We start from the raw sequence: 21,574 nt of genomic DNA, 5'->3' as shown, positions 1-21,574 counted from the left end.
CGTCAGCCCTTGATGGCGCGCTCGTAATACTGCGTCTCGAACAGGCCGTCGAACGGAAGTTCCTTCTCCAGCGAGCCGAGCTTGACCTGATAGGCCTGCATGGCACGCGCCGGCTCGATGATCTTGCGCGGGTCGATCTCGAACCTCGTCGCCGGCGAGACCAGCGACTTCTCGATCAGAGCGGGGTCGACGATGCCCTTGCCGAGTGCGGCGCCGACATGGGGCGCGGCCTTGGCGGGCGTCTTTACCAGCACCTCGGCCGCTTTGACGAGGCCGGACACCAGTCCCTGGACGGCGGCGGAGTTCTTGGTGAGGAAGGCGCCGGAGACAGCGACGACGGTGCCGGGCTGGCCTGGGAAGACGTCCTCACCGCCGGCGATCAGCTTGATGCCGGGATTGCGGGTCTGGATGATGGTCAGCGCCGGCTCGCGCACGATCGCACCCTCGACGGCGCCGGCGAGCACCGCCTGCTGCGTCGCGTCGATGCCCATCGGCACCACCTCGATATCGGCCTTGTCAGCCTTGGCGACCTCCCAGAGCCAGTACTGCAGCACGGTATTGGGCACCGAGCCGGCCGGTTGGGTGGCGAGACGCGCCGGCTTGCCGGTCGCGGCCTTGTGCGCCTTGAAGGCGGCGGCCGCGCTCGTTCCCTCCGTGAAGAACTTCGCCAGAGCGGGAGCGGCGACGAAGACGTTCTCGCCGGTCGCGGTCGAGGCGACGACGCGGATGTCGACGCCGCGCGAGCGGGCCACGGCGAGCGGGGCGACGCCGGCGACGTAAAGGTCGATCGTGCCCGAGGCGAGCGCCTGGATCATGTTCGGGCCGGATTCGAACACCGTGAACGTCGGCGTGATGCCGGCCTGCTTCAGCCAACCCTCGCCATTGGCGACGAAGATCGGCGCCGTGCCGATGACGGGGATGTAGCCGATCCGGGCCGGGACCGCTTCCTGCGCGTTGGCGCCGGCGAAAGGCGTGGCGGCCAAGGGCAGCGCGGCGAGCGAAGAGCCGGCAAGCAGGAACTGGCGGCGATCCATAATCGTATTTCCCCAGACGGTGTGTGATATCTAGCCTATTGACGTTTGATAAAAGGATTTTCTATCTAAATACAAGATGAGCCCTTCAAAAAGAAGAAAATTCTCTATTGCCTAGCTCTGGCAAAAGGAATTTTCTCCATCATCATGGATCGAGAGATGGACGCCATTGATCGCAAGATTCTGACTGTGCTGCAGGCAGACTCAAATATCTCGATCGCGGAGCTCGCCGATCGGGTCGGGCTGTCGCAGACACCGTGCTGGAAGCGCATCCAGCGCCTCGAACAGACCGGCGTGATCATCAAACGCGTCGCCCTCGTCGCACCTGAGAAGATCGGGCTCGGCCTCACCGTCTTCGTCCAGATCGAGACGGCCGATCATTCCGGTCCCTGGCTGGAGAAGTTCGCCCAGAGCGTTGCCGCGATGCCGGAGGTGATCGAGTTCTACCGCATGGCCGGCGACGTTGATTACATGCTGCGCGTCGTCGTCGCCGACATGGCCGCCTATGACACCTTCTACAAGAAGCTGATCGAGACGATCCCGCTCAAGAACGTCACCTCGCGCTTCGCCATGGAGCGGATCAAGGCGACCACCGCCTACAAGGTGCCGGACCTGCCGAAGGCGTCCTGATCCTCATTGCGAGGAGCGCAGCCCCGCCAAGCGACGCGGGGCACTTGCCCCGGCGGGCGTGCTCCCGCATGAACGCTCCCGCATTTCTCGAACGGGGCGCCTCATGTCCAGCTATGTCATCGATCAGCCGAAGGTCGTCGCCATTCCGGTGGCCGGCGGCGGGCTCTTCCCGGTGCGCCGTATCTTCTGCGTCGGCCGCAACTACGCCGAGCACACCCGCGAGATGGGCGGCGATCCCGATCGCGAGGAGCCGTTCTTCTTCACCAAGCCGTCCGACGCCGTGCTGACCGGCGGCGCCGACATGCCCTATCCGCCGAAAACCGCCGATCTCCATCATGAGATGGAGTTGATCATCGCGATCGGGAAGGGCGGCAAGGATATCGCCGAGGCCGACGCGCTCTCTCATGTCTTCGGCTATGCCGCCGGCTTCGACATGACCCGCCGCGATCTGCAGGGCGCCGCCAAGAAGGCCGGCAAGCCCTGGGACATGGGCAAGGGCTTCGATTCCTCGGCTCCGATCGGCGAGATCGTTCCGGCTGCCGAGGCCGGCCATCCCGACAAGGGGCTGATCGAGCTCAAGGTCAACGGCACCATTCGCCAGAGCTCCGACCTCGCGAAGATGATCTGGAACGTGCCGGAGACGATCTCGTACCTCTCCGGCTTCGTCACGCTGGCGCCGGGCGATCTGATCATGACCGGAACGCCGGAAGGCGTCGCCGCCGTCGTCAAGGGCGATCTGCTGGAAGGCACGATCGCGGGTGTCGGCACTGTCCGCACCAGGATCGTCTGACCGGCTGGTCTAAGGAGAATACCATGCGTCTGACCACCGAAGCCTCCGGCGTCTTCCCGATCGCTCCGACGCCGTTCAATCCGGACGGCAGTGTCGACTGGACCTCGGCCGACCGGCTGTTCGAGTTCTATCACGGCATCGGCTCTGATGGTGTCACCGTGCTTGGTATCATGGGCGAGGCGCCCAAGCTCGAGCCGGAGGAATCGCTCGGCCTGGTCAAGCGTGCCGTTGCGAAGATGGGCGGCAAGCCGATCATCGTCGGCGTCTCGGCACCGGGCTTCGCGGCGATGCGCTCGCTGGCGCGGCAGGTGATGGAATTGGGCGCCGGCGGCGTGATGATCGCCCCGCCGACCAACCTGCGCACCGACGACCAGATCACCGGCTATTACGCCCAGGCGGTCGAGGCGATCGGCGCCGACATCCCCTTCGTCATCCAGGATTATCCGCTGACGCTCTCGGTGGTGATGACCCCGGCGGTGATCCGCAAGATCATCCAGGACAACCCGTCTTGCGTGATGCTGAAGCATGAGGACTGGCCGGGCCTTGAGAAGATCTCGACGCTACGCAAGTTCGAGGCGGAGGGCTCGCTACGGCGTGTCGCCATCCTGACCGGCAATGGCGGGCTCTTCCTCGATTTCGAGATGGAGCGCGGCGCCGACGGCGCCAATACCGGCTACGCTTTCCCGGAGCTGCTGATCGACGTGGTCAGGGCCAGCAAAGCCGGCCGCCGCGACGATGCCCACGACATCTTCGACGCGCATCTGCCGCTGTTGCGCTACGAGCAGCAGCAGGGCGTCGGCCTCGCCGTGCGCAAATACGTCATGATGAAGCGCGGCATCCTGGCGAGCGACGCACAGCGCAAGCCCGGCCCGGGCCTCACCGCCGCCGCCAAGGCTGAGGTGGACTATCTGCTCGGCCGCCTGGCGAAGCACGATCCGCGCGCGAAGCTCTGAGTAGCAGCAGCGGGCCGATTAGATTGCGCGGGCCGCGGGTTCAGAGCGCGGTTCTCGAAGGCCATGGACGCGGCCCCCGAGCCATGCAACCCTGAGCTGCGGCTTGGGGGATTGAATATGCGTCTTGCTCTTCTGCTCGGCGGTGCCGCGCTGATCGCTCTTGGTTCGTCGGGACCTGCATCGGCGCAAGGCGGCGCCCATCCGGAATGCCGCGGCATGAGGGATCAGCGTTCCTGCAATTGCGCGCTCAGCAATGGCGGGCGGGTCATCGACGATCCTGCTCGCCCCGGTCGCAAAGCCTGGCGGACGGCCAGGCACGGCACGGCCGCCCACATGGCGTTCATGAATTGCACCAACGGCTCGGGGCGATAGCCGCGTCGGGCTTTAACTTGCTCATACGTCGAAGCCGCCGCAGCGCCATGCGCAGCGGCGGCTTCTTTATCAGTTCGCCAGCTGCACCAGCCGGTCGAGCGCCGGGCCAAAACCGTTCAGCGCGATGTTGAACGAAACGACGTCGTTGTTCGAGAGGTTGAGCGCGGCCGCAGTCAGTGTCTTGCCGCCCTTCATTGCGTCGGTCGCGACGGTTGGGAAGGAGACCGGCAACAGGCAGCCTGAGGGTGAGCAGGTCGAGAAGCGCAGGCCCTGGCCGAGGTCCCTGTCGTCGAGTTTGAGCACCGCGCCGTTTTCGAGCTTGAGCCAGAACGGCATCAGGATCGTCCCCTCGGCGCGGCCATCCTTCGGCGCGCGCAGTTCGATCGCAAAGACGCGCTGATTGGTGCGGCTGTCACCTTGCGATTGGGTCAGCACGCAGAGCTTCTGGCCGTCATTGATGCGGCAATCGACCGTCCAGTCGCCATAAACCTCGCTCACCGCCGAGGCGCCGTTCGGCAGCCGCGCGGCCTGGGCCGCCGGCTGGCTCACGGTCGGCGCTGCAGCCGGCGCCTGTGCTGTGGCAGGGCGAGCCGGATTCGCTGGCCGGGTGGGCGGATTCGCCGTTGCCGGGCGGGCCGCAGGTGCTGGGCGCGTCGCAGGGGCAGGGCGAGTGGCCGGTGCGCGCGGCGCCGGTTCCACTTGCGGTTCGGCTTCCTCGGCCTGTTCGGTCGCGGGCGGCTCGCGCTGCGCGAGCGCGGGAGAGGTCAGCAAGGCGAGGGCGAGGCCGCCGGCGAGGAGCGCGGCGGAGAGAGGCGTGCTGGATTGGGTCATGATATCGAATTTCGATAGAAGCTGAAGCATAGGCCAGTTTGGGCAAGCCGATGCTTCAGCTTCTATCAAAAAGTCAGAAAGTGTCCACCGGAGTGTGCTTGCCAAGAGCCTGGCACGCATCGTTCGGCGTTAGTTTTATACTATAGTAATTCCAAATATAGGGCGATCCTCGGCCTGATGCTTCAGGCCACGTAAGCCGCTTCGGTCCTCAACACCTCCACCGACGGGATGCGGCCCTCGTACCACCAGGCTGCTGCAGCCCGTGACATCGCCGCGCCGTCATGGCCGATGCCGGGCACGGTGATCAGCGACCAGCTGCAGGGCAGGCCGCGCCGCGCCGCTTCCGCCTTGGCGAAGTCGAGCATGAAATGCGCGCGCGCATAGCGCATCGGCCCCTGCGCCAGCGCTTCGGCTTGCGCCGGCAGGTTCGGATCGCTGGTGACGATGTCCTGGTCGCCGGCGAAGATCACCATCGGCCAGGCCAGCCAGCGCGCCAGCTCCGCTTCGCCGAGGCCAAGTCCGTCGAGCCCTTCCGGAAAACGTCGCTCCAGCGTCGGCAGCGTGTACCAGCCGGAATTGGCGGCGAAGGCCGCCTCGTAGGGCGTCTCAGCCTGCGTCGCCAGCAGGCGATGCACGAACTGGCCGCCGGCGGAATGGCCGAACAGCTTGACCTTGTCGCGCCTGGTGACGCCGGCCTTGCGCAGCGCCGCCAGCACGCGGGCCGGCACGGCGTAGAGCCAGTCATCCTGCGGAGCGATCGCGCCATCCTCGCCTACGAGGAGGCCGTTATTGTAGCCTTCGGCCTTGGGGTAGTGCTCGTTGCCGAAGGTCGGGGCGACGATCAGCAGGTTGTGCTTTTCGGCGGCTTCGATCCAGAAATCGCGATAGTCATCGCCATTGCGCAGCATGCCGTGCTGGACGAAGACGACCTCGTCGTCCGGACCATGCCTGGCTGGCCGGTAGAAGTTGACTTCGAGCGGGCGCTGCGGATGGCGCGCGTCGACGAAGGGCAGGGCGCTGCGGCCCTGCGGCGGATCGAGAACGAGCGTGGTCATGCGGCTTTCGCTATCGTGTGCAGGTGGCAGGCGGCGCTGCGGCCGGGGGCGATTTCCGTGAGCTCCGGGCGGACCTCGCGGCAGACCGCCATGGCGTGCTCGCAGCGCGGGTGGAAGGGGCAGCCGGGGGGCGGGGCCAGCGGCGACGGCAGTTCGCCCTTGAGAGGCTGGAAGGCGCTCTTGCGCCGCCCGGCCGAAGGGATCGCCTTGATCAGCGCGGCGCTATAGGGGTGTGCCGGTTCGGCGAAGATCGCGGTGGCGCTGCCGATCTCGACGATGCGGCCGAGATACATGATCGCGACGCGGTCGCTGATATGGCGGACGAGGCCGAGATCGTGGCTGACGAAGAGATAGGTCAGCCCGTGTCGCGCTCGGATATCCATGAACAGGTTGATCACCTGCGCCTGGATCGAGACGTCGAGCGCCGAGACCGGCTCGTCGCAGACCAGGAAATCGGGCTTCACCGCGAGCGCCCGGGCGATGCCGATGCGCTGGCGCTGGCCGCCGGAGAACTGATGCGGGTAGCGCTCGCGATAGGCAAGATCGAGTCCGACCTCGCTCAGCGCCTGGTCGACCGCGCCGTCGAGCTCGGCCTTCGGCACGAGCTTATGGACCGCAAGCGCCTCGCCGACGATGCGGCTCACCCGCATGCGCGGGTCGAGCGAGGCGTAGGGGTCCTGGAAGATCATCTGCACCTTGAGCAGATAATCGAGCCGGTCCTTGCCCTTGAGGCCAGCCGCCGAGCGGCCCTTGTAGAACACCTCGCCCTCGGTCGGCGGCAGGATGCCGGTGGCGATGCGCGCCAGCGTCGACTTCCCACAGCCCGATTCGCCGACGAGGCCAAGCACCTCGCCCTTCTTGACGCTGAGATCGACGCCATCGACGGCCTTCAGGGTCGAGGGCGGCGCGTGCCGGCCGATCGCGGTCAGGATGCGCTCGGCGATATTGGCCTTGCCGCGAAAGTATTTGCGGACGCCGCGCAGCTCGAACAAGGTCTCGCTCATGCCGCCACCCGGTCGGGCACGGGGTTGTGGCAGCGCAAGGTGCGGCCGTCGTAGGCCTGCGGCTGCGGATCGCTATCCGCACAGACCGGCAGCGCCCGCTCACAGCGCGGCCGGAACGGGCAGCCGGAGGGGCGCGAGTCGATACGGGGCGCCATGCCGTCGATCTGGTGCAGGCGCTCGCCGGGCTCGACCATCGTCGCCGAGGAGTTGAGCAGGCCGAGCGTATAGGGGTGGCGCGGCCGGTCGAGCACGGTCTCGACCTCGCCGATCTCGACGATGCGGCCGGCATACATCACCGCGACCCGGTCGGCGAGCTCGGCGACCACGGCGAGGTCATGCGTGATCCAGATCACCGCGGCGCCGGTCTCGCGCGAGAGCTTCTGCACCTCGTAGAGGATCTGCGCCTGGATGGTGACGTCGAGCGCCGTGGTCGGCTCGTCGGCGATGATCAGGTCGGGATCGTTCAGGAGCGCGGTCGCGATCGCGACGCGCTGGCGCATGCCGCCGGAGAATTCGTGCGGGAACTGTTTCAGGCGCGTCTCCGGCGAGGAGATGCCGACCCGCGCCAGTGCCTTCGCCGACTTGGCGAGCGCCTCGTTGCGACTGCAGTCGCGATGCTCGAGGATCGCCTCGCTCATCTGCTCGCCGATGCTGAGCACCGGGTTCAGCGTCATCAGCGGATCCTGGAAGATCATCGCGATCCGGTCGCCGCGCAGTTGGCGCAAGCGCTCCTGCGAGGCGGCGCGCAGATCGTTACCGTCGAACAGCACCTCGCCTGCGACGACCTCGCCCGGCGGGTCGATGAGTTGCACCAGCGAGAAGCCGGTCACCGACTTGCCCGAGCCGGATTCGCCGACGAGGCCGAGCACCTCGCCCTTGGCGACGCTGAAATCGACGCCATCCACCGCCGGCCAGGCGCCATCCTGCGCATGGAACACGGTCTTGAGGCCGCGCACGGAAAGGAGAGGGGCTCCGCTCATGCGCGGACGTTGAAGCTGCGGCGCAGGCGATCGCCGACGAGGTTGAGCGACATGATCAGGAGCACGAGCGCGATGCCGGGGAAGACGGCGATCCAGTATTCGCCGGAGAGCAGGAATTCGAAGCCGTTGGCGATGAGCAGGCCGAGCGAAGGCTGCGTTACCGGCACGCCGACGCCGAGGAAGGACAGCGTCGCCTCCAGCGTGATCGCCGAGGCGATGCTGATGCTGGCAACGACAAGCACGGCGCCGACCGAGTTTGGCAGGAGATGTGCCAGCATGATGTGGCGGGTCGGCAGGCCGAAATTCACGGCCGCCTCGATATATTCCTTGCGCCGCTCGACCAGCGCCGCGGCCCGCATCAGCCGGGCATATTGCGCCCACTGCACCAGCACGATGGCGAGGATGACCTTGTCGACGCCGCGGCCGATCGAGGCGAGCAGGACGAGTGCGACTAGGATCGAAGGGAAGCCGAGCATGAAGTCGACGATGCGCATGATCACGGCGTCGATCACGCCGCCAAACTGTGCCGCCGCGAGCCCGGCGAGGATGCCGATCGAGAGCGCGCCGATCGTCGACGCCAGGCCGACGAGCAGGCTGGTGCGCAGGCCGTAAAGAATGGCGCTCAGCATGTCGCGCCCCTGCGCGTCGCTGCCGAGCCAGAAGGTGAAGCCGGTCATGCCCTGCTCGCCGGGGGCCAGCCGGTTGTCCATCACGCTGAGTGAGCCGAGATCGTGCGGGTTCTGCGGCGCGATCACCGGCGCCAGCAAGGCGAGCAGTACCATGATGCCGAGCAGGATTGCGGCGCCGCGCGTCGTCGGCCGGTTGCGCAGGCGGCGCAGCACCTTCTCGCGCAAGGGCGTATCGGCCTGCATGGGGCCGGCGAGGCCGGGAGCGTGACTCATGCTTGCTCTCCGGCGAGCTTCACCCGCGGGTCGAGCGCGGCGTAGAGCACGTCGACCAGGAAGTTGACGGTGACGAAGAGCAGCGTCGCCAGCAGGACATAGGCGACGACCACCGGCCGGTCGAGCTGGTAGACCGAGTCGATCAGCAGCTTGCCCATGCCCGGCCAGGCGAAGACGGTCTCGGTGATGGTCGAGAAGGCGACGAGGCTGCCGAATTCGACGCCGACCACGGTGACGACCGGGATCAGGATGTTGCGCAGCACATGCCGGTTGACGATGCGCCGGGGCCGCACGCCCTTGGCGCTGGCGTATTTCACATAGTCCTGCGTCATCGTCTCGGTGGTGCCGGCGGCGACCAGGCGCACGATCAGCGCAAGGTTCGGGATCGCGAGGTTGAGTGCGGGCAGGGCGATGTGATGCAGCCCGTCCAGCGTCAGCAGGCTGGTCTGGAGACCCAGGATCGAGACCGTCTCGCCACGCCCTGCGGTCGGCAGCCAGCCGAGCAGCACGGCGAAGAGCAGGATCAGCATCATGCCCTTCCAGAAACTCGGCAGCGAGAAGCCGAGCACGGTTCCGGCCATGACGATGCGGGCGCGCCGGCTGTCCGGATTCAAGCCCACCATCAGCCCGAGCGGGATGCCGACGGCGAGCGCCAGCGTCATCGCCAGCAGCACGAGCTCGAATGTCGCCGGCAAGCGCGCGAGGATCAGCTGAAGCGCCGGCACGCCGTGTACGAAGGAGCGACCGAGATCGCCCTTCAGGGCATTGGCCATGAAGGTCAGGTACTGCTGCCAGACCGGCAGGTCGAGCCCGAGTCGCCGGATCAGCGCCTGGCGCTCGGCCTCACTGACCGAGGGCGAGACCAGCAGCTCTACGGGATCGCCGATGCCGTAGACGGCGAAGAAGACCACGACCGAGACCGCGAGCAGCACGAGCACGCTCTGGATCAGCCGCTGCAGGACATAGGCGGTCATGCACCGAACGTCGAAAGGGCGATCGCCGGCTTACTTTGCCGGCTTCACCGACATGGCGAGCATGAACTGGTCGGCGCGGCCGACGACCTGGAGCTCGGCCTTGTGGGCCCAGATGCCGCTTTCGAAGTGCAGAGGGATGAAGGCGCCGTCGGCGAGAACGAGCGTCATCGCCTGCTGCAGCAGTTCGGCGCGCTTCTTGTCGTCGAGCGTCGAGACCGCGGCGCGGATGACCTTGTCGAACTCATCATTCTTGTAGCCGCCATAGTTCGAGCCGCCGAGCGTCTTGGCCTCGTTCGGGGTCGGCGGCCACTGGCGCAGGAAGGAGGCGGCCTCGCCGGTCGCCGAGCCCCAGCCGCCGATCGCGACGCTGAATTCCTTCTTGGCGCGGCGCGGGAAGTAGATCGCCCGCGTCATCGCGTCGACCTCGGCCTTGATGCCGATCTGGGTCAGGTATTGCGCGACCGCCTGGGTGATCTGGCTGTCGTTGATGTAGCGGTCATTGGTCGAGGACAGCGTCAGCTGGAAGCCGTTGGGATAACCGGCCTCGGCCAGCAGCTTCTTCGCTGCGGCAGGGTCGTAGGCGAGCTTGGGCGGGTTCGCCAATGTGCCGAACATGCCGGTCGGCAAGTACTGGTAGGCCGGCTCGGCCGCGCTATCCATGATGCGCTTGACGATGGCCTCGCGGTCGATGGCGAGCGACATCGCCTTGCGCACGCGCGCATCCTTGAGCGGGTTCTTGCCGTCCGAGGCCTTGACGAAGGGGCTCTCGTCGCGTGCGACGTCGAGCTGGAAATAGATCACGCGGGTCGAGGGCGTGATGACCGAGCCGAAGCGCTTGTCGCTCTTGATACGGCCGAGATCGCGCGCCGCCGGGTTCTCGATCACGTCGTAATCGCCGGCGAGCAGGCCGGCGAGGCGCGGGCCGGCATTGGTCACCGGCAGGAGGCGCACGGTTCCCCAGGGCTGGTGGCCGCCCCAATGGTCCGGATTGCGCTCGAGTTCGATCGCCGAGCCCCGCACATAGGACTTCAGCTTGTACGGCCCGGTGCCGATCGCCATCGTGCCGTCGTTGAAATTGTTGACCGCCGGCCAGGGCCCAGTGACGCCGCAATTACTGGCGATGTCGTATTTGATCTCGCCATGCTGGACGATCGAGGCGGAGAGGATCGGCAGGCCCGAGAGCAGGTTCGGCAGCAGCGGCTCCGGCTCCTTGGTCTCGATCACGAGCGTGCTGGCGTCTGGCGTCTCGACCTTGGCGAAGTTGCCGGTGATGTCGGCGAAGGAATCGGAGACCTTAGTCTCGTTCTTCAGCGTGCGGCAGAAGGTGAAGACCACGTCCTGAGCGCCGAAGGGCTGGCCGTTGGTGAACTTGACGCCCTGGCGCAGCTTGAAGGTCCAGCGGTTCTTGCCGTCATTCTCCCAGGAGGTGGCAAGGCCGGGCTGCAGCGCCTGCTTCTCGTCCTGGCGCACGAGATTGTCGAAGATGTGCTGGGCGAGTGCGTTGTTCGGGGTGAGGTCGTGATAATGCGGGTCGACCGCGGTCGGCTCAGATGCGAGCGCGATACGCAGGGACTGCGCCCAGGCCGGCGCGCTGAGCATGCTGGCGCCGAGCAGAATGGTGATGAATGCGCGCTGACGCATCGGTCCGTCTCCGTTCCCGTAGCTGATGGTTTTGACAGCTTTATTTTCACGCGGTAGCAAACATGAAAATGATCCGACGTCAATCACCGGGAGAGCCATGTCACGCGCCCTGAAGCCGACGACGGACCTCGCCAACCGCATCGCCCGGATCTACCCTTCGCTGAGTGAGGGCCATCGCAAGGCGGCCGACTTCGTGCTGCAGAGCCCGCTCGACTCGGCGACTGTCACGATCGAGGGACTGGCCGAGAAAAGCGGCACCTCGACCGCGACCGTGACCCGCTTCGTCCGGGCGCTGGGCTATCGCAACTACGGCGACTTCCGCGCCGCGCTCTCGACGGCACTGAAGGTCGCGATGGGACCGGTCGAGGGCCTTGCCGGCGCCCGCGCCGCGGCCGGCTCCGTCTTCGCCACCATGGCGACGACGTTGAAGGGCGAGGCCGCCAATCTCGACGAGGCGATCGCGACGCTGGAGGAGGAGACGGTCAACCGCGCCATCGCCCTGCTGTTGAAGGCGCGCCGCATCTTCATCGTCGGCTCCGGCGCCAGCCATTATGTCGGGGCCTTCCTGGAGGATGGGCTGGCGCTCTATCTCGATGCCGAGGTGGTCTTCGCCTCCTCGCGCGGCGGGCCGGAACGCGCCGTGCGTCACATGCTCTCGGCCGGGCCAGAGGACGTCGTCATCGCGATCTCGCTGCCGCGCTATTCACGCGCCACGCTGGAGCTCGCTAGGTTCGCCAAGAAGCGCGGCACCGTCCTGATCGCCCTGACCGACGGGCCGTCATCGCCGCTGGTGCCGCTGGCCGACATGACGCTGTTCGCCCCGGCCCGCAACAGCTTCCTGCCGAACTCGCCGACCGCCGCCTTCGCCGTGGCCGACGCTTTGATCACCACGCTGGCGCGCGAGCGTCCCGATGCGGTCGAAGCGCTGAAGGGTCTGAGCGAAAGTCTGCTCTGGACCTTCCATTACTAGCTATCAGCCGAGCTCGACCATCGCGCCGGTCTCGGCCGAGCGCTGCACGGCGGCGATCACCTTCAGTGTGTCCAAGCCCTCGCGACCTGAGGCGATCGGCGTCACGCCCTTGCGGATGACGTCGCAGAAATGCCGGACCTGGACCCGGAGCGGGTCTTCGGGAGCGACATGGACCCGCTCGCGCACCAAGGGCTCCCACCAGCTGCGCTTGCCAGGATTGGACCAGATTTCGAGCTGTGGGATGGTGAGCGAGCCATGCGTGCCGCCGATCTGGTAGCAGGACTGGTCCTGCTGCGGGTAGACCGGGTTCTCGCCGGTCGTCATCTCCCAACTCCACGGCGCGACAATCGAGTCGGAGACAGTGACCGTGCCGAGCACGCCATTGGCGAAGCGCAGCAGGATCGCAGCCGTCTCCTCGACTGCATGGCCGCGCACGGCGTTCGATGAATGTGCCTGGACCGAGACGATCTCGCCGCAGAGGTAGCGGAACAGGTCGACATCGTGGATCAGGTTGAGCAGGATCGGCCCTGCGCCCTTCTCGCGCCGCCAGTCGGCCTCGAAGTAATTGTCCGGCTTCATCAGCCAGAAATGCCCGCTCAGCGCCAGCACCCGGCCGAGCCGGCCGGAGTCTACGACCTCCTTGGCCTTGCGGATCATCGGGTTGTAGCGCCGGTGATGGCCGGTGAGCAGCGGCACGCCAGCCTGCTCGGCCGCTGCGACCAGGCGCTCGCCCTCGGCGAGGTCGTCCGCCAGCGGCTTCTCGACGATGGCCGGGATTCCCGCCTCCACCGCCTCCAGCCCATTGCGGACATGGAGCTGGTTCGGCGTTGCGATGATCACACCATCGGGCCGTTCCGCCGCCAACATCTCGGCGAAGGACGGGAACCAGGGCGCGCTCAGCGCCGCCGCGACCGCGCGGCCCGCCGGTGTCGGGTCGACCACCGCCGAAAGAACGGCGCGCGACTCGGCCGCGACATGCTCGGCATGGCGCCGGCCGATCAGCCCGGCGCCGATAACGGCCAATTTGACCGGAGTCATGAGCGGTTCAGGCCTTCTTCTCGTCGGCGAGCTTAGCGACACGGCGCAGCGAGAGCAGATAGCCCTGCGTGCCGAAGCCGGCGATGACGCCGTCGGCGCGCAGCGACATGTAGGAATGGTGCCGGAAGCTCTCGCGCTTGTGTACGTTCGAGATATGGCACTCGATCACCGTGCCGTCGAAGGCATTGAGCGCGTCGAGGATCGCGACCGAGGTGTGGGTGAACGCGCCGGGATTGATGACGATGCCGGCCGCGGTCTCGCGCGCCTCATGGATCCAGTCGATAATCTCGTATTCGCGGTTCGACTGGTGGAAGCGGATATCGAGGTCGAGCTCCTTGCTCAGCGCCCGGCAGGCATCCTCGACATCCGCCAGGGTTTCCGAGCCGTAGATATGCGGCTGGCGCTTGCCGAGCAGGTTCAGGTTCGGGCCGTTGAGGACGTAGACGAGGCGGGACATGGAAAGCTCCTAGGATCGCGGCGGCATGTTGCCGCTATCGAGCCGCGGCGCAAGATCGAGTTCCGGGGCCGAAGCTCAGCCGCCGATGCGTCGGCTGCTGGCGATGCCGAAATGGTAGATCGCCTCGCCGAGCTTGGGCGCGGTATTCGGGAAGATGATGTAGCCGTCGCGCGATGCCGTCACCCTGGTGCCGTCGGCGCGATGGGCGAGGGTGGCGCCGGCCTTGACCGCGTCCCCCGTGCGCCAGCCGGTCTCGGCGCGGTCGCCTTCCGCCTCGCAGAGCAGGACCTCGACCATCTCAATCACGTCGCTGAGCGCTGCGGGCGAGAGGGCAGCGTCGACCAGTTGCAACTGCGCCAGCGTGTTGCGGATCGCGGCATAGCCGATATCGGCGGCCTTGGGATCGTCATGCGTGCCGCATTCCAGCGTCACCGCATAGCCGCCGCTAAAGCGCATGAATTCGGTCGTGCCATAGCCCTCGGTGACATTGAGCTTGGGCACCGGCAGGCGCGAACGGATGTCGAGCAGCCGGGCATAGTTGTCGAGCCAGCCATGGATCGCGGTTGAGACGCCGAGGCAGGAGGCGAGCGCCATCTCCTCCTGCGCCCGGGCGAAAGGTTCGAGCTCGCCGCGGTTATTGCTGGGTCCGAAGAAGACGAAAGGTTCGCCCTCCTGCCGGAAGGAATGGATGTCGAGCAGGGCATCGTGCTGGCGCAGCAGCGCGCAGATCGGGTTGCCGATCCGGTCCTCGTAATCGCCGGCGAGCGGGCGCTCGCGCAGGTCGCGGTTGAAGTTGCGGTCGCCCTCGCGTGTCTTCTGGCGGAAGGCTTTTGGATTAGTCACGGGCAGGAAGGTGACCTCGCCGCGCAGGATCTTGATGCGGCCGCTGCGGCAATCCTCGATGGCGCGCCTGATCGCAGTCGGCCCGCAGGGCTCGTTGCCGTGCACGGCGCCCGTCACGATCAGTTTCGGGCCGGGCTTCAGCCCGATGAAGCGGACGGCTTCGAGCGGGCCGTCGTCGAGGTCGGTAGTGGTCAAAGGCGTGGTCTTTCGTCGGATGGAAAAGTCAGGCGAGCGCCGCTCAGGCCTTTCGCGTCTGCGAGTGCGGATCGAGGATGTCGCGCAGGCCGTCGCCGAGCAGGTTGAGGCCGAGCACCGTCAGGAAGATGGCAAGGCCCGGGAAGATCGAGATCCACGGCGCGGTCGAGATCTGGTCGCGCGCGTCCGACAGCATCGAGCCCCAGCTCGGGAAGGGCGGGCGGATGCCGAGGCCGAGGAAGGAGAGCGAGGCCTCGGCCAACACCGCGCCGCCCATGCCGAGCGTGCCGATCACGATGATCGGGCCGGCGATGTTCGGCAGGATCTGCGTGAACATGATCCGGAAGGTGCCGTATCCCAGCGAGCGGGCGGCCTCGACATAGCCAAGCGATTTGACCGAGAGCGTCGCCGCCCGCGTCAGCCGGCAGGTGAAGGACCAGTTGGTCAGGCCAAGCGCGATCAGCAGGCTGGTCAGGCCCGGCTGCAGGATCGCCATGATCGCCAGCGCGAAGATCAGCGAGGGGATGGCGAGCATCATGTTGGTGAGGCCGTTGACGAAGTCGTCCCACCAGCCGCCCCAGTAGCCGGCGGAAAGGCCGAGCGCGACGCCGATCAGCGTGTTGATCAATTGCGAGACGATGCCGACCGTCAGCGAGATACGTGCGCCATGGAGCACGCGGCTGTAGATGTCGCGGCCCTGCGCATCGGTGCCGAACCAGAACTCGGAGCCCGGTGGGACCTCGGCGTTCATCAGGTTGGCGTCCATGACCGGGTCGGTATGGGCGAGCCAGGGCGCGAAGACGCCGCCTGCGACGACGAGCGCAAAGCAGGTGGCGCCGATCCAGAGGTTGGCACGGAACTTCATCAGGGCGGCCTAGCTGTACTTGATGCGCGGATCGACGACGGCGCAGAGCACGTCGACGGCGATGTTCACGACGAGGAAGAAGAGCACGATCGTCAGGATGCAGCCCTGCACCGCCGGGATGTCGCGCCAGGTGACGCTGTCGACCAGCAGCGAGCCGAGTCCCGGCCAGGCAAAGAGCTTTTCGACCACCACCGCCTGGCCGAGCACCGAGCCGAACTGCAGGCCGAGCGTGGTCAGGACGATGACGAGCGCGTTGCGGGCGACGTGCCAGCGCATCACCCGGTAGGCGCTCGCGCCCTTGGCACGGGCGGTGCGGACGAAGTCGGCGTGCAGGATCTCGAGCACGGCTGCGCGGGAGGTGCGGGCCAGGAGGGCCAATGGCGAGACGCCGAGCGCGATCGCTGGCAGCACGATGTAGCGCGGATCACCATCGCCATAGCCGAAGCTCGGGAACCAGTTCAGCGTCAGCGCGAAGGCATACATCAGGAGCAGGCCGAGCCAGAACATCGGCAGCGACAGGCCGGACACGGCGAAGACCATCGAGAACATGTCAAGCCAGCCCCCCGGCTTCAGCGCCGCCAGAAAACCGAGCGGCACGCCGATGACGATGGCGAAGAGCATGGCGGCGAGCGCGAGTTGCAGGCTCGGCCAGAGCCGCTCGCCGATCAGTTTGGTCACCGGCTGGCGGGTGCGGAAGGAATCGCCGAGATCGAAGGTTGCGAGGCCCCCGACATATTTTGCGAAGCGCAGCGGCAGCGGATCATTGAGGCCGAACTGCTGGTTCATCCGCTCGATCGTCGCGGCGTCGATATTGCTGCGCCCGTCGGCCATCTGGCTAGTGGCGAAGTTCCCCGGAATGACGCTGAACAGCACGAAGATCAACGCGGCGACCGCGAGCAGGATCGGAACGGCCTGCAGCAGCCGGCGAAAGACATAAGGCAACATGACGATAGGCTCCTGAGCGCCGGGGCGTGGCCGGCGGGCGGAGGCGGGCAGGCCCCCGCCGGCTGTGACGGCGGGGGCCTGGGATGGGTTTACTTCGCCGCAGGCGAGGTGGTGTCGACCCAGAGCTCCTCATAGCGCTGCAGCGCTAGCTCGGTCGAGTTTGGCTGGAGGCCATGCAGCCAGGGCTGATAGGCCAGCACTGCCTTGTTGTAGTTGAAGAACCAGACGGGTGCTTCTTCCTGCAGGAAGGCGTTGGCCTTCTTCAGGAGGTCGAGCTGCTTGGCCGGATCGGCCTCGTTCGAGGCGTCGTCGATCAGCTTGTCATAGGCCGGGTTCTTGAAGGTGGTGTAGTTGCAGGACGAGCGCGGCGTCGAGGAATGGAAGCACTTCAGCGCCGTCAGCGAGTCCGGGCCCGAGGTGTTCGACCAGATATAGGCCTGGAAATCGCCGCCCACGACGACGCCACCGAGCGCCGAGGTCTCGACCGGCTTGACCTTCACCTTGATGCCGACCTTGGCGAGCATCGGGATCGTGGCCTCGACGATCGGAACGCCCCAGCTCTCGTTCGGCGTTGCGGTCCATTCGAACTCGAAGCCATCGGGATAGCCGGCCTCGACCAGGAGCTTCTTGGCCTTGTCCGGATCGAAGGCGTAGGACTTGGCGTCCTTGTCGAAGGCCGGCGAGGACAGCGGCAGCCAGCTCGCGGCGCGGTAGGCCTTGTCGCGGACGAGGCGCTTGATGATCAGCTCGCTGTCGATGGCGTGGTTGATCGCCTGGCGCACCCGCTTGTCGGAGAAGGGCTTGAAGGTCGGGTTCATGCCCATGTTGCGGGTGAAGACCTCGGCGACCTCGAGGATGCCCTTCGAGAGGTTGGGGTCGGCCTTGTAGGCGACGTACTGGGTCGAGCCCAGGATCGAGACGTCGACCTCCTTGTTGCGGAAGGCGACGTCGCGCGCCGCCGCTTCGCCCATCGGCGAGATCACGAGCTTGTCGGCATAGGGCTTGCCGGCCAGATAGTATTTGTCCCAGCGCTCGAAGGCCATGCGCGATCCCGGCACGTGCTCGACGAACTTGAAGGGCCCAAGGCCGATCGGCTTGTCGAAGAAGCCGGCGGCTTGCGCCTCCTTGGCGGGCAGGATCGCGGTCTGCGCCTGGAACAGGAAGTAGCCGGGATCGGCCTTGTCGGTCAGCGTCATCGAGAAGGTGGAATCGTCGATCTTCTTCAGGCCGGAGATTTCCTTGACCTGGCCCTTCTGGACGTCGGTCGCGCCGACGATACGGGCGACATAGCGCGCGCCCGGATAGTTCTTCGAACCATCCATGATGCGGGTGTAGGACCAGATGACGTCGTCGGCCGTCAGCTTGCGGCCGTTGTGGAAAAGCGCATTGTCGCGCAGCTTGTAGGTATAGGTCTTGCCGTCGGCCGAGACCTGGACGCTCTCGGCGATGTCGAGCACTGGCTTGCCGTTCTTGGCATCCCATTTGTACAGCATGCCGTGCAGCGCATAGCCGTAGATCTCGTCCTGGATCTGGTTCGAGACATGGCTGTCATTGCTGACGAAGGAGGCGCCGTAGGGGGCCGTGAAGCGGATCGTCCCGCCACGGCGCGGCTCCTGGGCCTGCGCCTGTAGGGTGAAGGCCGCGAATGTCAGCGCGGTCGTGAAGGCAAGCTTTTTCAACACGTCGAAACCTCCCAATTTATTGGTGAACTCTTTTGAGGTCGGCGCCGTTGGCCGGCGCCGGTATTTGTTCCATCTGAGACTTTAGCGGGCTTTCACGCCCTGTCTTCTTGTTTCCATTGTGCAGCGCGTTCAGGCAGCGCCCGAACGCTCGTACACGACCTTGCCGCCGCGAATGGTGAGGTCGCAGCGCGTGTCCTTCAGGATATCTTCCGGCGCGGCCGAGAGCAGGTCCTGCGAGAACACGGCGACATCGGCGAGGAAGCCCGGAACGAGCTTGCCCTTTACAGCTTCCTGCTTCTGCGAGAAGGCGCCGTATTCGGTATAGGCCTGCAGCGCTTCCTCGATCGAGACGCGCTGGCCGGCATCCATCACCGTGCCGCGCCAGGTCTGGCGCGTCAGCATGGTGTGGAAGTTCGGGAACGGATCCGGGTCGCAGACCGGCGCGTCGCTGCCGGTCGCCGGCTTCAGGCCAAGGTCGAACCAGGTCCGGAACGGGTAGCTCGGCAGTGCCCGCTCCTCGCCGAGCACCTTGACGTAGGCGTCGCCGAAATCGTGGATGAAGACCTGCTGCGGGCAAGGATAGATCCCGGCCTTGACCATCCGCTCGTGCTGCTGCGGCGTCGAGAAGCCGCAATGCTCGATGCGGTGGCGCCGGTCGGGATCGGGATGGGCTACCAGCGCCTTCTCATAGGCGGTGATCAACTGCTCGATCGCGGCGTCGCCGATGGCGTGGCAGGCGAGCTGGTAGCCCTTGGCGTGGGCGTCGAGCACCTGGCGTTCCAGCTCCTCGTTCGAGAGCATCTGCACGCCGGTGGTCTTGTCGTCGCCGAGATAGGGCTCGCTCATCCAGGCGGTGCGGCCGCCGGCCGAGCCGTCCAAGAAGATCTTGACCGCCCCGATCATCAGCATCTCGTCGCCGGTGCCGGAGATCAGCCCCGCTTCATGGCATTGCGGCACGATCGAACGGCCCTCGTCTCCGAGCAGAGCGAGCCAGGTACGCACCGGCAGGCGGCCGTCGCGCTTGGCCTTGTGATAGGCCGCGATCTCGTTGAAGCCGGTCACCATCCCGACCGCCGCATCCATGCAGCTGGTGATCCCGAGCGACAGCAGGTACTGCCCGCCGCGCTCGATCGCGGCAATCAACTGCTCCTCGTTCGGCGCTGGAATTGCGGCTTTGACCGGGGCGCGGGCGTTCTCCGCCAGCATCCCGGTGAGCCTGCCGTTCTGCTGCTCGATCAGCCCGCCGGGCGGGGTCGGCGAGGTCTCGTCGATGCCGCCGAGCTTGAGAGCCAGCGAATTGCAGATCGAGATGTGGCCGCAGGTTCGGACCAGCATGACCGGATTGTTCGGGGAGGCGCGGTCGAGCTCCTCGCGGAACGGGTGCCGGCCGGTGTCGAGCTTGGTCTGGTCGTAGCCGCGCGCCAGCACCCAGTCGCCGGGTTTCAACTGCGCCGCACGGGCAGCGATCTGGCCGAGCAACGCCTCCAGCGTCGGCGCTGCGGCGGGGCGGGCATCGACCCAGTCCATAGTCAGGCCGACCGAGATCAGATGGAGATGGGAATCGTTCAGTCCCGGTGTCGCCAGCCGGCCAGCGAGGTCGATGACCTTGGTCGTGGGCCCGATGAGATCGGCGAGTTCGGCCTCCTTGCCGGCGGCGAGCACCTTGTCGCCCCAGAGCGCCAGCGCCTCGACCACGCCCTCCTCGCGCCCGCACCAGATAGGCCCGCCGCGCAGCACGATATCGGCCTTGACGCTCATGCCCTTGTCTCCGTCATCCCTGCATCCTCCAGTCTTGTCGCTGCCGGCGCTTTCGGCCGGTCGTGGTCTTCAATCCTGCTCAGATGTCGTCGAGCGGGAAGATCGGGCGGCGCACCTTCCTGTAGGGGCGCTCCTTGAAATTCTTGGTCGAGAGCGCGCCGGTGTCGACCTCGATCACCTCGCGGGCGATCGGCTCGAAGGCGGCGCGAAAATGCTGCATCGACTTGACGATGACCGTCGATTTCCGCGTCGGCTCGACGCCGAGCGAGGTGAACTGGGCAAGGTCGGTCGCCTGGCCATTATGGGTGATGACGATGATCTCGACATCGTCGACCCGCAGCAGGGCCGAGAGCCCGTAATTGCGCCAGACGCCGCCGGCCATCGGCCCGTAGCAGATGAAATGCCCGTCGGTCAGCGCCACGACATGGGCGTCGAGATCGAGCGGTCCGCCGCCGGTATTCGGATCGACCTTGCCGCCGAGCTTCAGCCTGACGCGGTTGCCGACGCCGGCCGCCTGCGCCGCGAGCGCCGCCTCGGGATCGCGGATGGCATGGAAGCCGACATTCCTGAGGCCGGCCTCGAGCACGGCACGCAGCAGGTTGGTCGCGTCGCCATAGGCGCCGGAGCCCGGATTGTCGGAATAGTCGGAGATCACCAGCGGCTTGCCGCCTGCCTCGGGCCCGAGCGTGCCTTCGCCCGCCTTGGCCCTGGCCATCGCCTCCTTCAGCGGGGTGAAGTGGATCGAGGAGAAATGCCGCTGCTCCCAGGCATAGTCCATCAGCTCCTCGGCGATGGCCTGCGCCTTGCCGCGGTCGTCATGGGTGACGGCGATTGAGGGGCCGATATCGTGCACATCGGCCGAGGAGAAGCCGGCCTGGACGCTGACCACGAGCGCATCACCCGCCGCTTCCAGCACGTCGCCGCGACGCAGCAACTCCATGAACGGCGGCGAGGTCGTGCGCCCGCCATCGAGAGCGTAGAGAATCGGCCGGCGGGCGACCGCGACGCGCGGCCTGATCTCACCCTTCATCGCCCGTTCGAGCAGCTCGGCCGCCTGCCAGGTCCGCTCATACTGGTCGATATGCGGATAGGTCCGGTAGGAGATCAGCGCATTGGCATTGTCAGCCATCAACTGGGTCAGAGTCGCGTGCAGGTCGAGGACCGCGATGACCGGCACGTCAGGACCGACCTTGGCACGGATGCGCTTCAGCAATTCGCCTTCGCCGTCGTCCGAGCTTTCCGTCGCCATCGCGCCGTGCAGATGCAGCAACACGCCGTCGAGCCGCTCGCAGGCGGCGAGGATCATGTTGGCGAAGACGTCAAAAGCAGCATCGGTGACGCGGCCGGAGGGATTGGCGCCGGTGACCAGCGGATGGACCAGGCTCCAACCGAACTTCTCGGCCGCTTCGAAGGCTGCACCCATCGAGGTCCGGGTGCCCTGGAAGGCAGCGGGAACCTCGTTGTCGCGGAAGACGCCGTGATGGCGGAACACCGCCTCATCGGTGAGCTGAACACTGAACGTGTTCGTCTCATGCATGAATTCCGCGATCAGGACGCGTCTGGCCATCGTTCGGTCGTTCCCCCGGAAACGTTCCCTATGGAACCATTTTTTGTCTTGTAGCTCGGCTTTGGGCCGCTGCCAGCCCAAAGTCGTTCAT

20 protein-coding genes are annotated in these 21,574 nt (G+C 66.3%); 4 read left to right on the top strand and 16 right to left on the bottom strand.

Annotated elements, in window-relative coordinates; genetic code table 11:
• Positions 1-2 precede the first annotated feature (2 nt).
• Positions 3-1,034, bottom strand: a complete 1,032-nt coding sequence (locus tag BLM15_RS17635; protein ID WP_126113977.1) for an ABC transporter substrate-binding protein — start codon at positions 1,032-1,034, stop codon at positions 3-5.
• Positions 1,035-1,190: 156 nt separating this feature from the next.
• Here BLM15_RS17635 and BLM15_RS17630 point away from each other — a divergent pair, with 156 nt between their 5' ends.
• From BLM15_RS17630 to BLM15_RS17620, 3 genes are all read left to right on the top strand, one after another.
• On the top strand, positions 1,191-1,661 hold the full coding sequence (locus BLM15_RS17630; protein WP_164547550.1) for an Lrp/AsnC family transcriptional regulator: 471 nt from the start codon (positions 1,191-1,193) through the stop codon (positions 1,659-1,661).
• A 103-nt stretch (positions 1,662-1,764) separates the two neighbouring features.
• On the top strand, positions 1,765-2,451 hold the full coding sequence (locus BLM15_RS17625) for a fumarylacetoacetate hydrolase family protein (RefSeq protein ID WP_126113976.1): 687 nt from the start codon (positions 1,765-1,767) through the stop codon (positions 2,449-2,451).
• Positions 2,452-2,474: 23 nt separating this feature from the next.
• Positions 2,475-3,404, top strand: a complete 930-nt coding sequence (locus BLM15_RS17620; protein ID WP_126113975.1) for a dihydrodipicolinate synthase family protein — start codon at positions 2,475-2,477, stop codon at positions 3,402-3,404.
• A gap of 441 nt (positions 3,405-3,845) precedes the next feature.
• Here BLM15_RS17620 and BLM15_RS17615 read toward each other — a convergent pair whose 3' ends face one another.
• The 7 genes from BLM15_RS17615 to BLM15_RS17585 form a co-directional block, all read right to left on the bottom strand.
• The gene (locus tag BLM15_RS17615) at positions 3,846-4,607 is read right to left on the bottom strand and encodes an invasion associated locus B family protein (protein WP_126113974.1); all 762 of its coding nucleotides are present in this window, start codon (positions 4,605-4,607) and stop codon (positions 3,846-3,848) included.
• 182 nt (positions 4,608-4,789) lie between these two features.
• Entirely contained in the window at positions 4,790-5,662 is an 873-nt protein-coding gene (locus tag BLM15_RS17610; RefSeq protein WP_126113973.1) for an alpha/beta hydrolase family protein, read from the bottom strand.
• Positions 5,659-6,666: an ABC transporter ATP-binding protein gene (locus tag BLM15_RS17605; protein WP_126113972.1), complete on the bottom strand. Its 1,008-nt coding sequence runs from the start codon at positions 6,664-6,666 to the stop codon at positions 5,659-5,661. The genes BLM15_RS17610 and BLM15_RS17605 overlap by 4 nt, the downstream gene beginning before the upstream one ends.
• The gene (locus BLM15_RS17600; protein WP_126113971.1) at positions 6,663-7,646 is read right to left on the bottom strand and encodes an ABC transporter ATP-binding protein; all 984 of its coding nucleotides are present in this window, start codon (positions 7,644-7,646) and stop codon (positions 6,663-6,665) included. The genes BLM15_RS17605 and BLM15_RS17600 overlap by 4 nt, the downstream gene beginning before the upstream one ends.
• A complete protein-coding gene (locus BLM15_RS17595) occupies positions 7,643-8,548 on the bottom strand; it encodes an ABC transporter permease (protein ID WP_126113970.1) in 906 nt (301 codons plus the stop codon). The genes BLM15_RS17600 and BLM15_RS17595 overlap by 4 nt, the downstream gene beginning before the upstream one ends.
• Complete coding sequence (locus BLM15_RS17590; RefSeq protein ID WP_126113969.1) at positions 8,545-9,522, bottom strand: ABC transporter permease; 978 nt, start codon at positions 9,520-9,522, stop codon at positions 8,545-8,547. The genes BLM15_RS17595 and BLM15_RS17590 overlap by 4 nt, the downstream gene beginning before the upstream one ends.
• Before the next feature lie 30 nt (positions 9,523-9,552).
• Entirely contained in the window at positions 9,553-11,163 is a 1,611-nt protein-coding gene (locus tag BLM15_RS17585; RefSeq protein ID WP_126113968.1) for an ABC transporter substrate-binding protein, read from the bottom strand.
• A gap of 97 nt (positions 11,164-11,260) precedes the next feature.
• Here BLM15_RS17585 and BLM15_RS17580 point away from each other — a divergent pair, with 97 nt between their 5' ends.
• A complete protein-coding gene (locus tag BLM15_RS17580) occupies positions 11,261-12,133 on the top strand; it encodes a MurR/RpiR family transcriptional regulator (RefSeq protein WP_164547549.1) in 873 nt (290 codons plus the stop codon).
• A 3-nt stretch (positions 12,134-12,136) separates the two neighbouring features.
• On the opposite strand, the gene BLM15_RS17575 is transcribed toward BLM15_RS17580, so the two are convergent.
• The 8 genes from BLM15_RS17575 to BLM15_RS17540 form a co-directional block, all read right to left on the bottom strand.
• Positions 12,137-13,171, bottom strand: a complete 1,035-nt coding sequence (locus BLM15_RS17575; protein ID WP_126113966.1) for a Gfo/Idh/MocA family protein — start codon at positions 13,169-13,171, stop codon at positions 12,137-12,139.
• A gap of 7 nt (positions 13,172-13,178) precedes the next feature.
• A complete protein-coding gene (gene aroQ / locus BLM15_RS17570) occupies positions 13,179-13,628 on the bottom strand; it encodes a type II 3-dehydroquinate dehydratase (protein WP_126113965.1) in 450 nt (149 codons plus the stop codon).
• 75 nt (positions 13,629-13,703) lie between these two features.
• Positions 13,704-14,666 carry a succinylglutamate desuccinylase/aspartoacylase family protein gene (locus tag BLM15_RS17565; protein ID WP_126113964.1) on the bottom strand — a complete coding sequence of 321 codons (963 nt, stop codon included), beginning with the start codon at positions 14,664-14,666 and terminating at the stop codon, positions 13,704-13,706.
• Between the two features lie 43 nt (positions 14,667-14,709).
• Positions 14,710-15,531, bottom strand: a complete 822-nt coding sequence (locus tag BLM15_RS17560) for an ABC transporter permease (RefSeq protein ID WP_126113963.1) — start codon at positions 15,529-15,531, stop codon at positions 14,710-14,712.
• A gap of 9 nt (positions 15,532-15,540) precedes the next feature.
• The gene (locus BLM15_RS17555; protein ID WP_126113962.1) at positions 15,541-16,476 is read right to left on the bottom strand and encodes an ABC transporter permease; all 936 of its coding nucleotides are present in this window, start codon (positions 16,474-16,476) and stop codon (positions 15,541-15,543) included.
• An 89-nt stretch (positions 16,477-16,565) separates the two neighbouring features.
• Positions 16,566-18,155, bottom strand: a complete 1,590-nt coding sequence (locus tag BLM15_RS17550) for an ABC transporter substrate-binding protein (protein WP_236846764.1) — start codon at positions 18,153-18,155, stop codon at positions 16,566-16,568.
• A 132-nt stretch (positions 18,156-18,287) separates the two neighbouring features.
• A complete protein-coding gene (locus BLM15_RS17545) occupies positions 18,288-19,916 on the bottom strand; it encodes an amidohydrolase (protein ID WP_126113960.1) in 1,629 nt (542 codons plus the stop codon).
• Positions 19,917-19,995: 79 nt separating this feature from the next.
• Positions 19,996-21,483 carry a M81 family metallopeptidase gene (locus tag BLM15_RS17540; protein WP_126113959.1) on the bottom strand — a complete coding sequence of 496 codons (1,488 nt, stop codon included), beginning with the start codon at positions 21,481-21,483 and terminating at the stop codon, positions 19,996-19,998.
• Positions 21,484-21,574 lie beyond the last annotated feature (91 nt).

Origin of the sequence: Bosea sp. Tri-49 (assembly GCF_003952665.1) — a bacterium.
Classification (GTDB): Bacteria; Pseudomonadota; Alphaproteobacteria; order Rhizobiales; family Beijerinckiaceae; genus Allobosea.
This window is presented reverse-complemented; position numbering and strand designations above follow the sequence as displayed.

What these genes read in the sequence shown, in the direction of transcription:
- BLM15_RS17630 (WP_164547550.1), top strand. Translation starts at nt 1,191, where the DNA reads ATGGACGCCATTGATCGCAAGATTCTGACTGTGCTGCAGGCAGACTCA.
- BLM15_RS17605 (WP_126113972.1), bottom strand. Translation starts at nt 6,666, where the DNA reads ATGAGCGAGACCTTGTTCGAGCTGCGCGGCGTCCGCAAATACTTTCGC.
- BLM15_RS17555 (WP_126113962.1), bottom strand. Translation starts at nt 16,476, where the DNA reads ATGTTGCCTTATGTCTTTCGCCGGCTGCTGCAGGCCGTTCCGATCCTG.
- BLM15_RS17560 (WP_126113963.1), bottom strand. Translation starts at nt 15,531, where the DNA reads ATGAAGTTCCGTGCCAACCTCTGGATCGGCGCCACCTGCTTTGCGCTC.
- BLM15_RS17615 (WP_126113974.1), bottom strand. Translation starts at nt 4,607, where the DNA reads ATGACCCAATCCAGCACGCCTCTCTCCGCCGCGCTCCTCGCCGGCGGC.
- BLM15_RS17620 (WP_126113975.1), top strand. Translation starts at nt 2,475, where the DNA reads ATGCGTCTGACCACCGAAGCCTCCGGCGTCTTCCCGATCGCTCCGACG.
- BLM15_RS17545 (WP_126113960.1), bottom strand. Translation starts at nt 19,916, where the DNA reads ATGAGCGTCAAGGCCGATATCGTGCTGCGCGGCGGGCCTATCTGGTGC.
- BLM15_RS17575 (WP_126113966.1), bottom strand. Translation starts at nt 13,171, where the DNA reads ATGACTCCGGTCAAATTGGCCGTTATCGGCGCCGGGCTGATCGGCCGG.
- aroQ (WP_126113965.1), bottom strand. Translation starts at nt 13,628, where the DNA reads ATGTCCCGCCTCGTCTACGTCCTCAACGGCCCGAACCTGAACCTGCTC.
- BLM15_RS17600 (WP_126113971.1), bottom strand. Translation starts at nt 7,646, where the DNA reads ATGAGCGGAGCCCCTCTCCTTTCCGTGCGCGGCCTCAAGACCGTGTTC.
- BLM15_RS17580 (WP_164547549.1), top strand. Translation starts at nt 11,261, where the DNA reads ATGTCACGCGCCCTGAAGCCGACGACGGACCTCGCCAACCGCATCGCC.
- BLM15_RS17625 (WP_126113976.1), top strand. Translation starts at nt 1,765, where the DNA reads ATGTCCAGCTATGTCATCGATCAGCCGAAGGTCGTCGCCATTCCGGTG.
- BLM15_RS17610 (WP_126113973.1), bottom strand. Translation starts at nt 5,662, where the DNA reads ATGACCACGCTCGTTCTCGATCCGCCGCAGGGCCGCAGCGCCCTGCCC.
- BLM15_RS17635 (WP_126113977.1), bottom strand. Translation starts at nt 1,034, where the DNA reads ATGGATCGCCGCCAGTTCCTGCTTGCCGGCTCTTCGCTCGCCGCGCTG.
- BLM15_RS17590 (WP_126113969.1), bottom strand. Translation starts at nt 9,522, where the DNA reads ATGACCGCCTATGTCCTGCAGCGGCTGATCCAGAGCGTGCTCGTGCTG.
- BLM15_RS17585 (WP_126113968.1), bottom strand. Translation starts at nt 11,163, where the DNA reads ATGCGTCAGCGCGCATTCATCACCATTCTGCTCGGCGCCAGCATGCTC.
- BLM15_RS17595 (WP_126113970.1), bottom strand. Translation starts at nt 8,548, where the DNA reads ATGAGTCACGCTCCCGGCCTCGCCGGCCCCATGCAGGCCGATACGCCC.
- BLM15_RS17540 (WP_126113959.1), bottom strand. Translation starts at nt 21,483, where the DNA reads ATGGCCAGACGCGTCCTGATCGCGGAATTCATGCATGAGACGAACACG.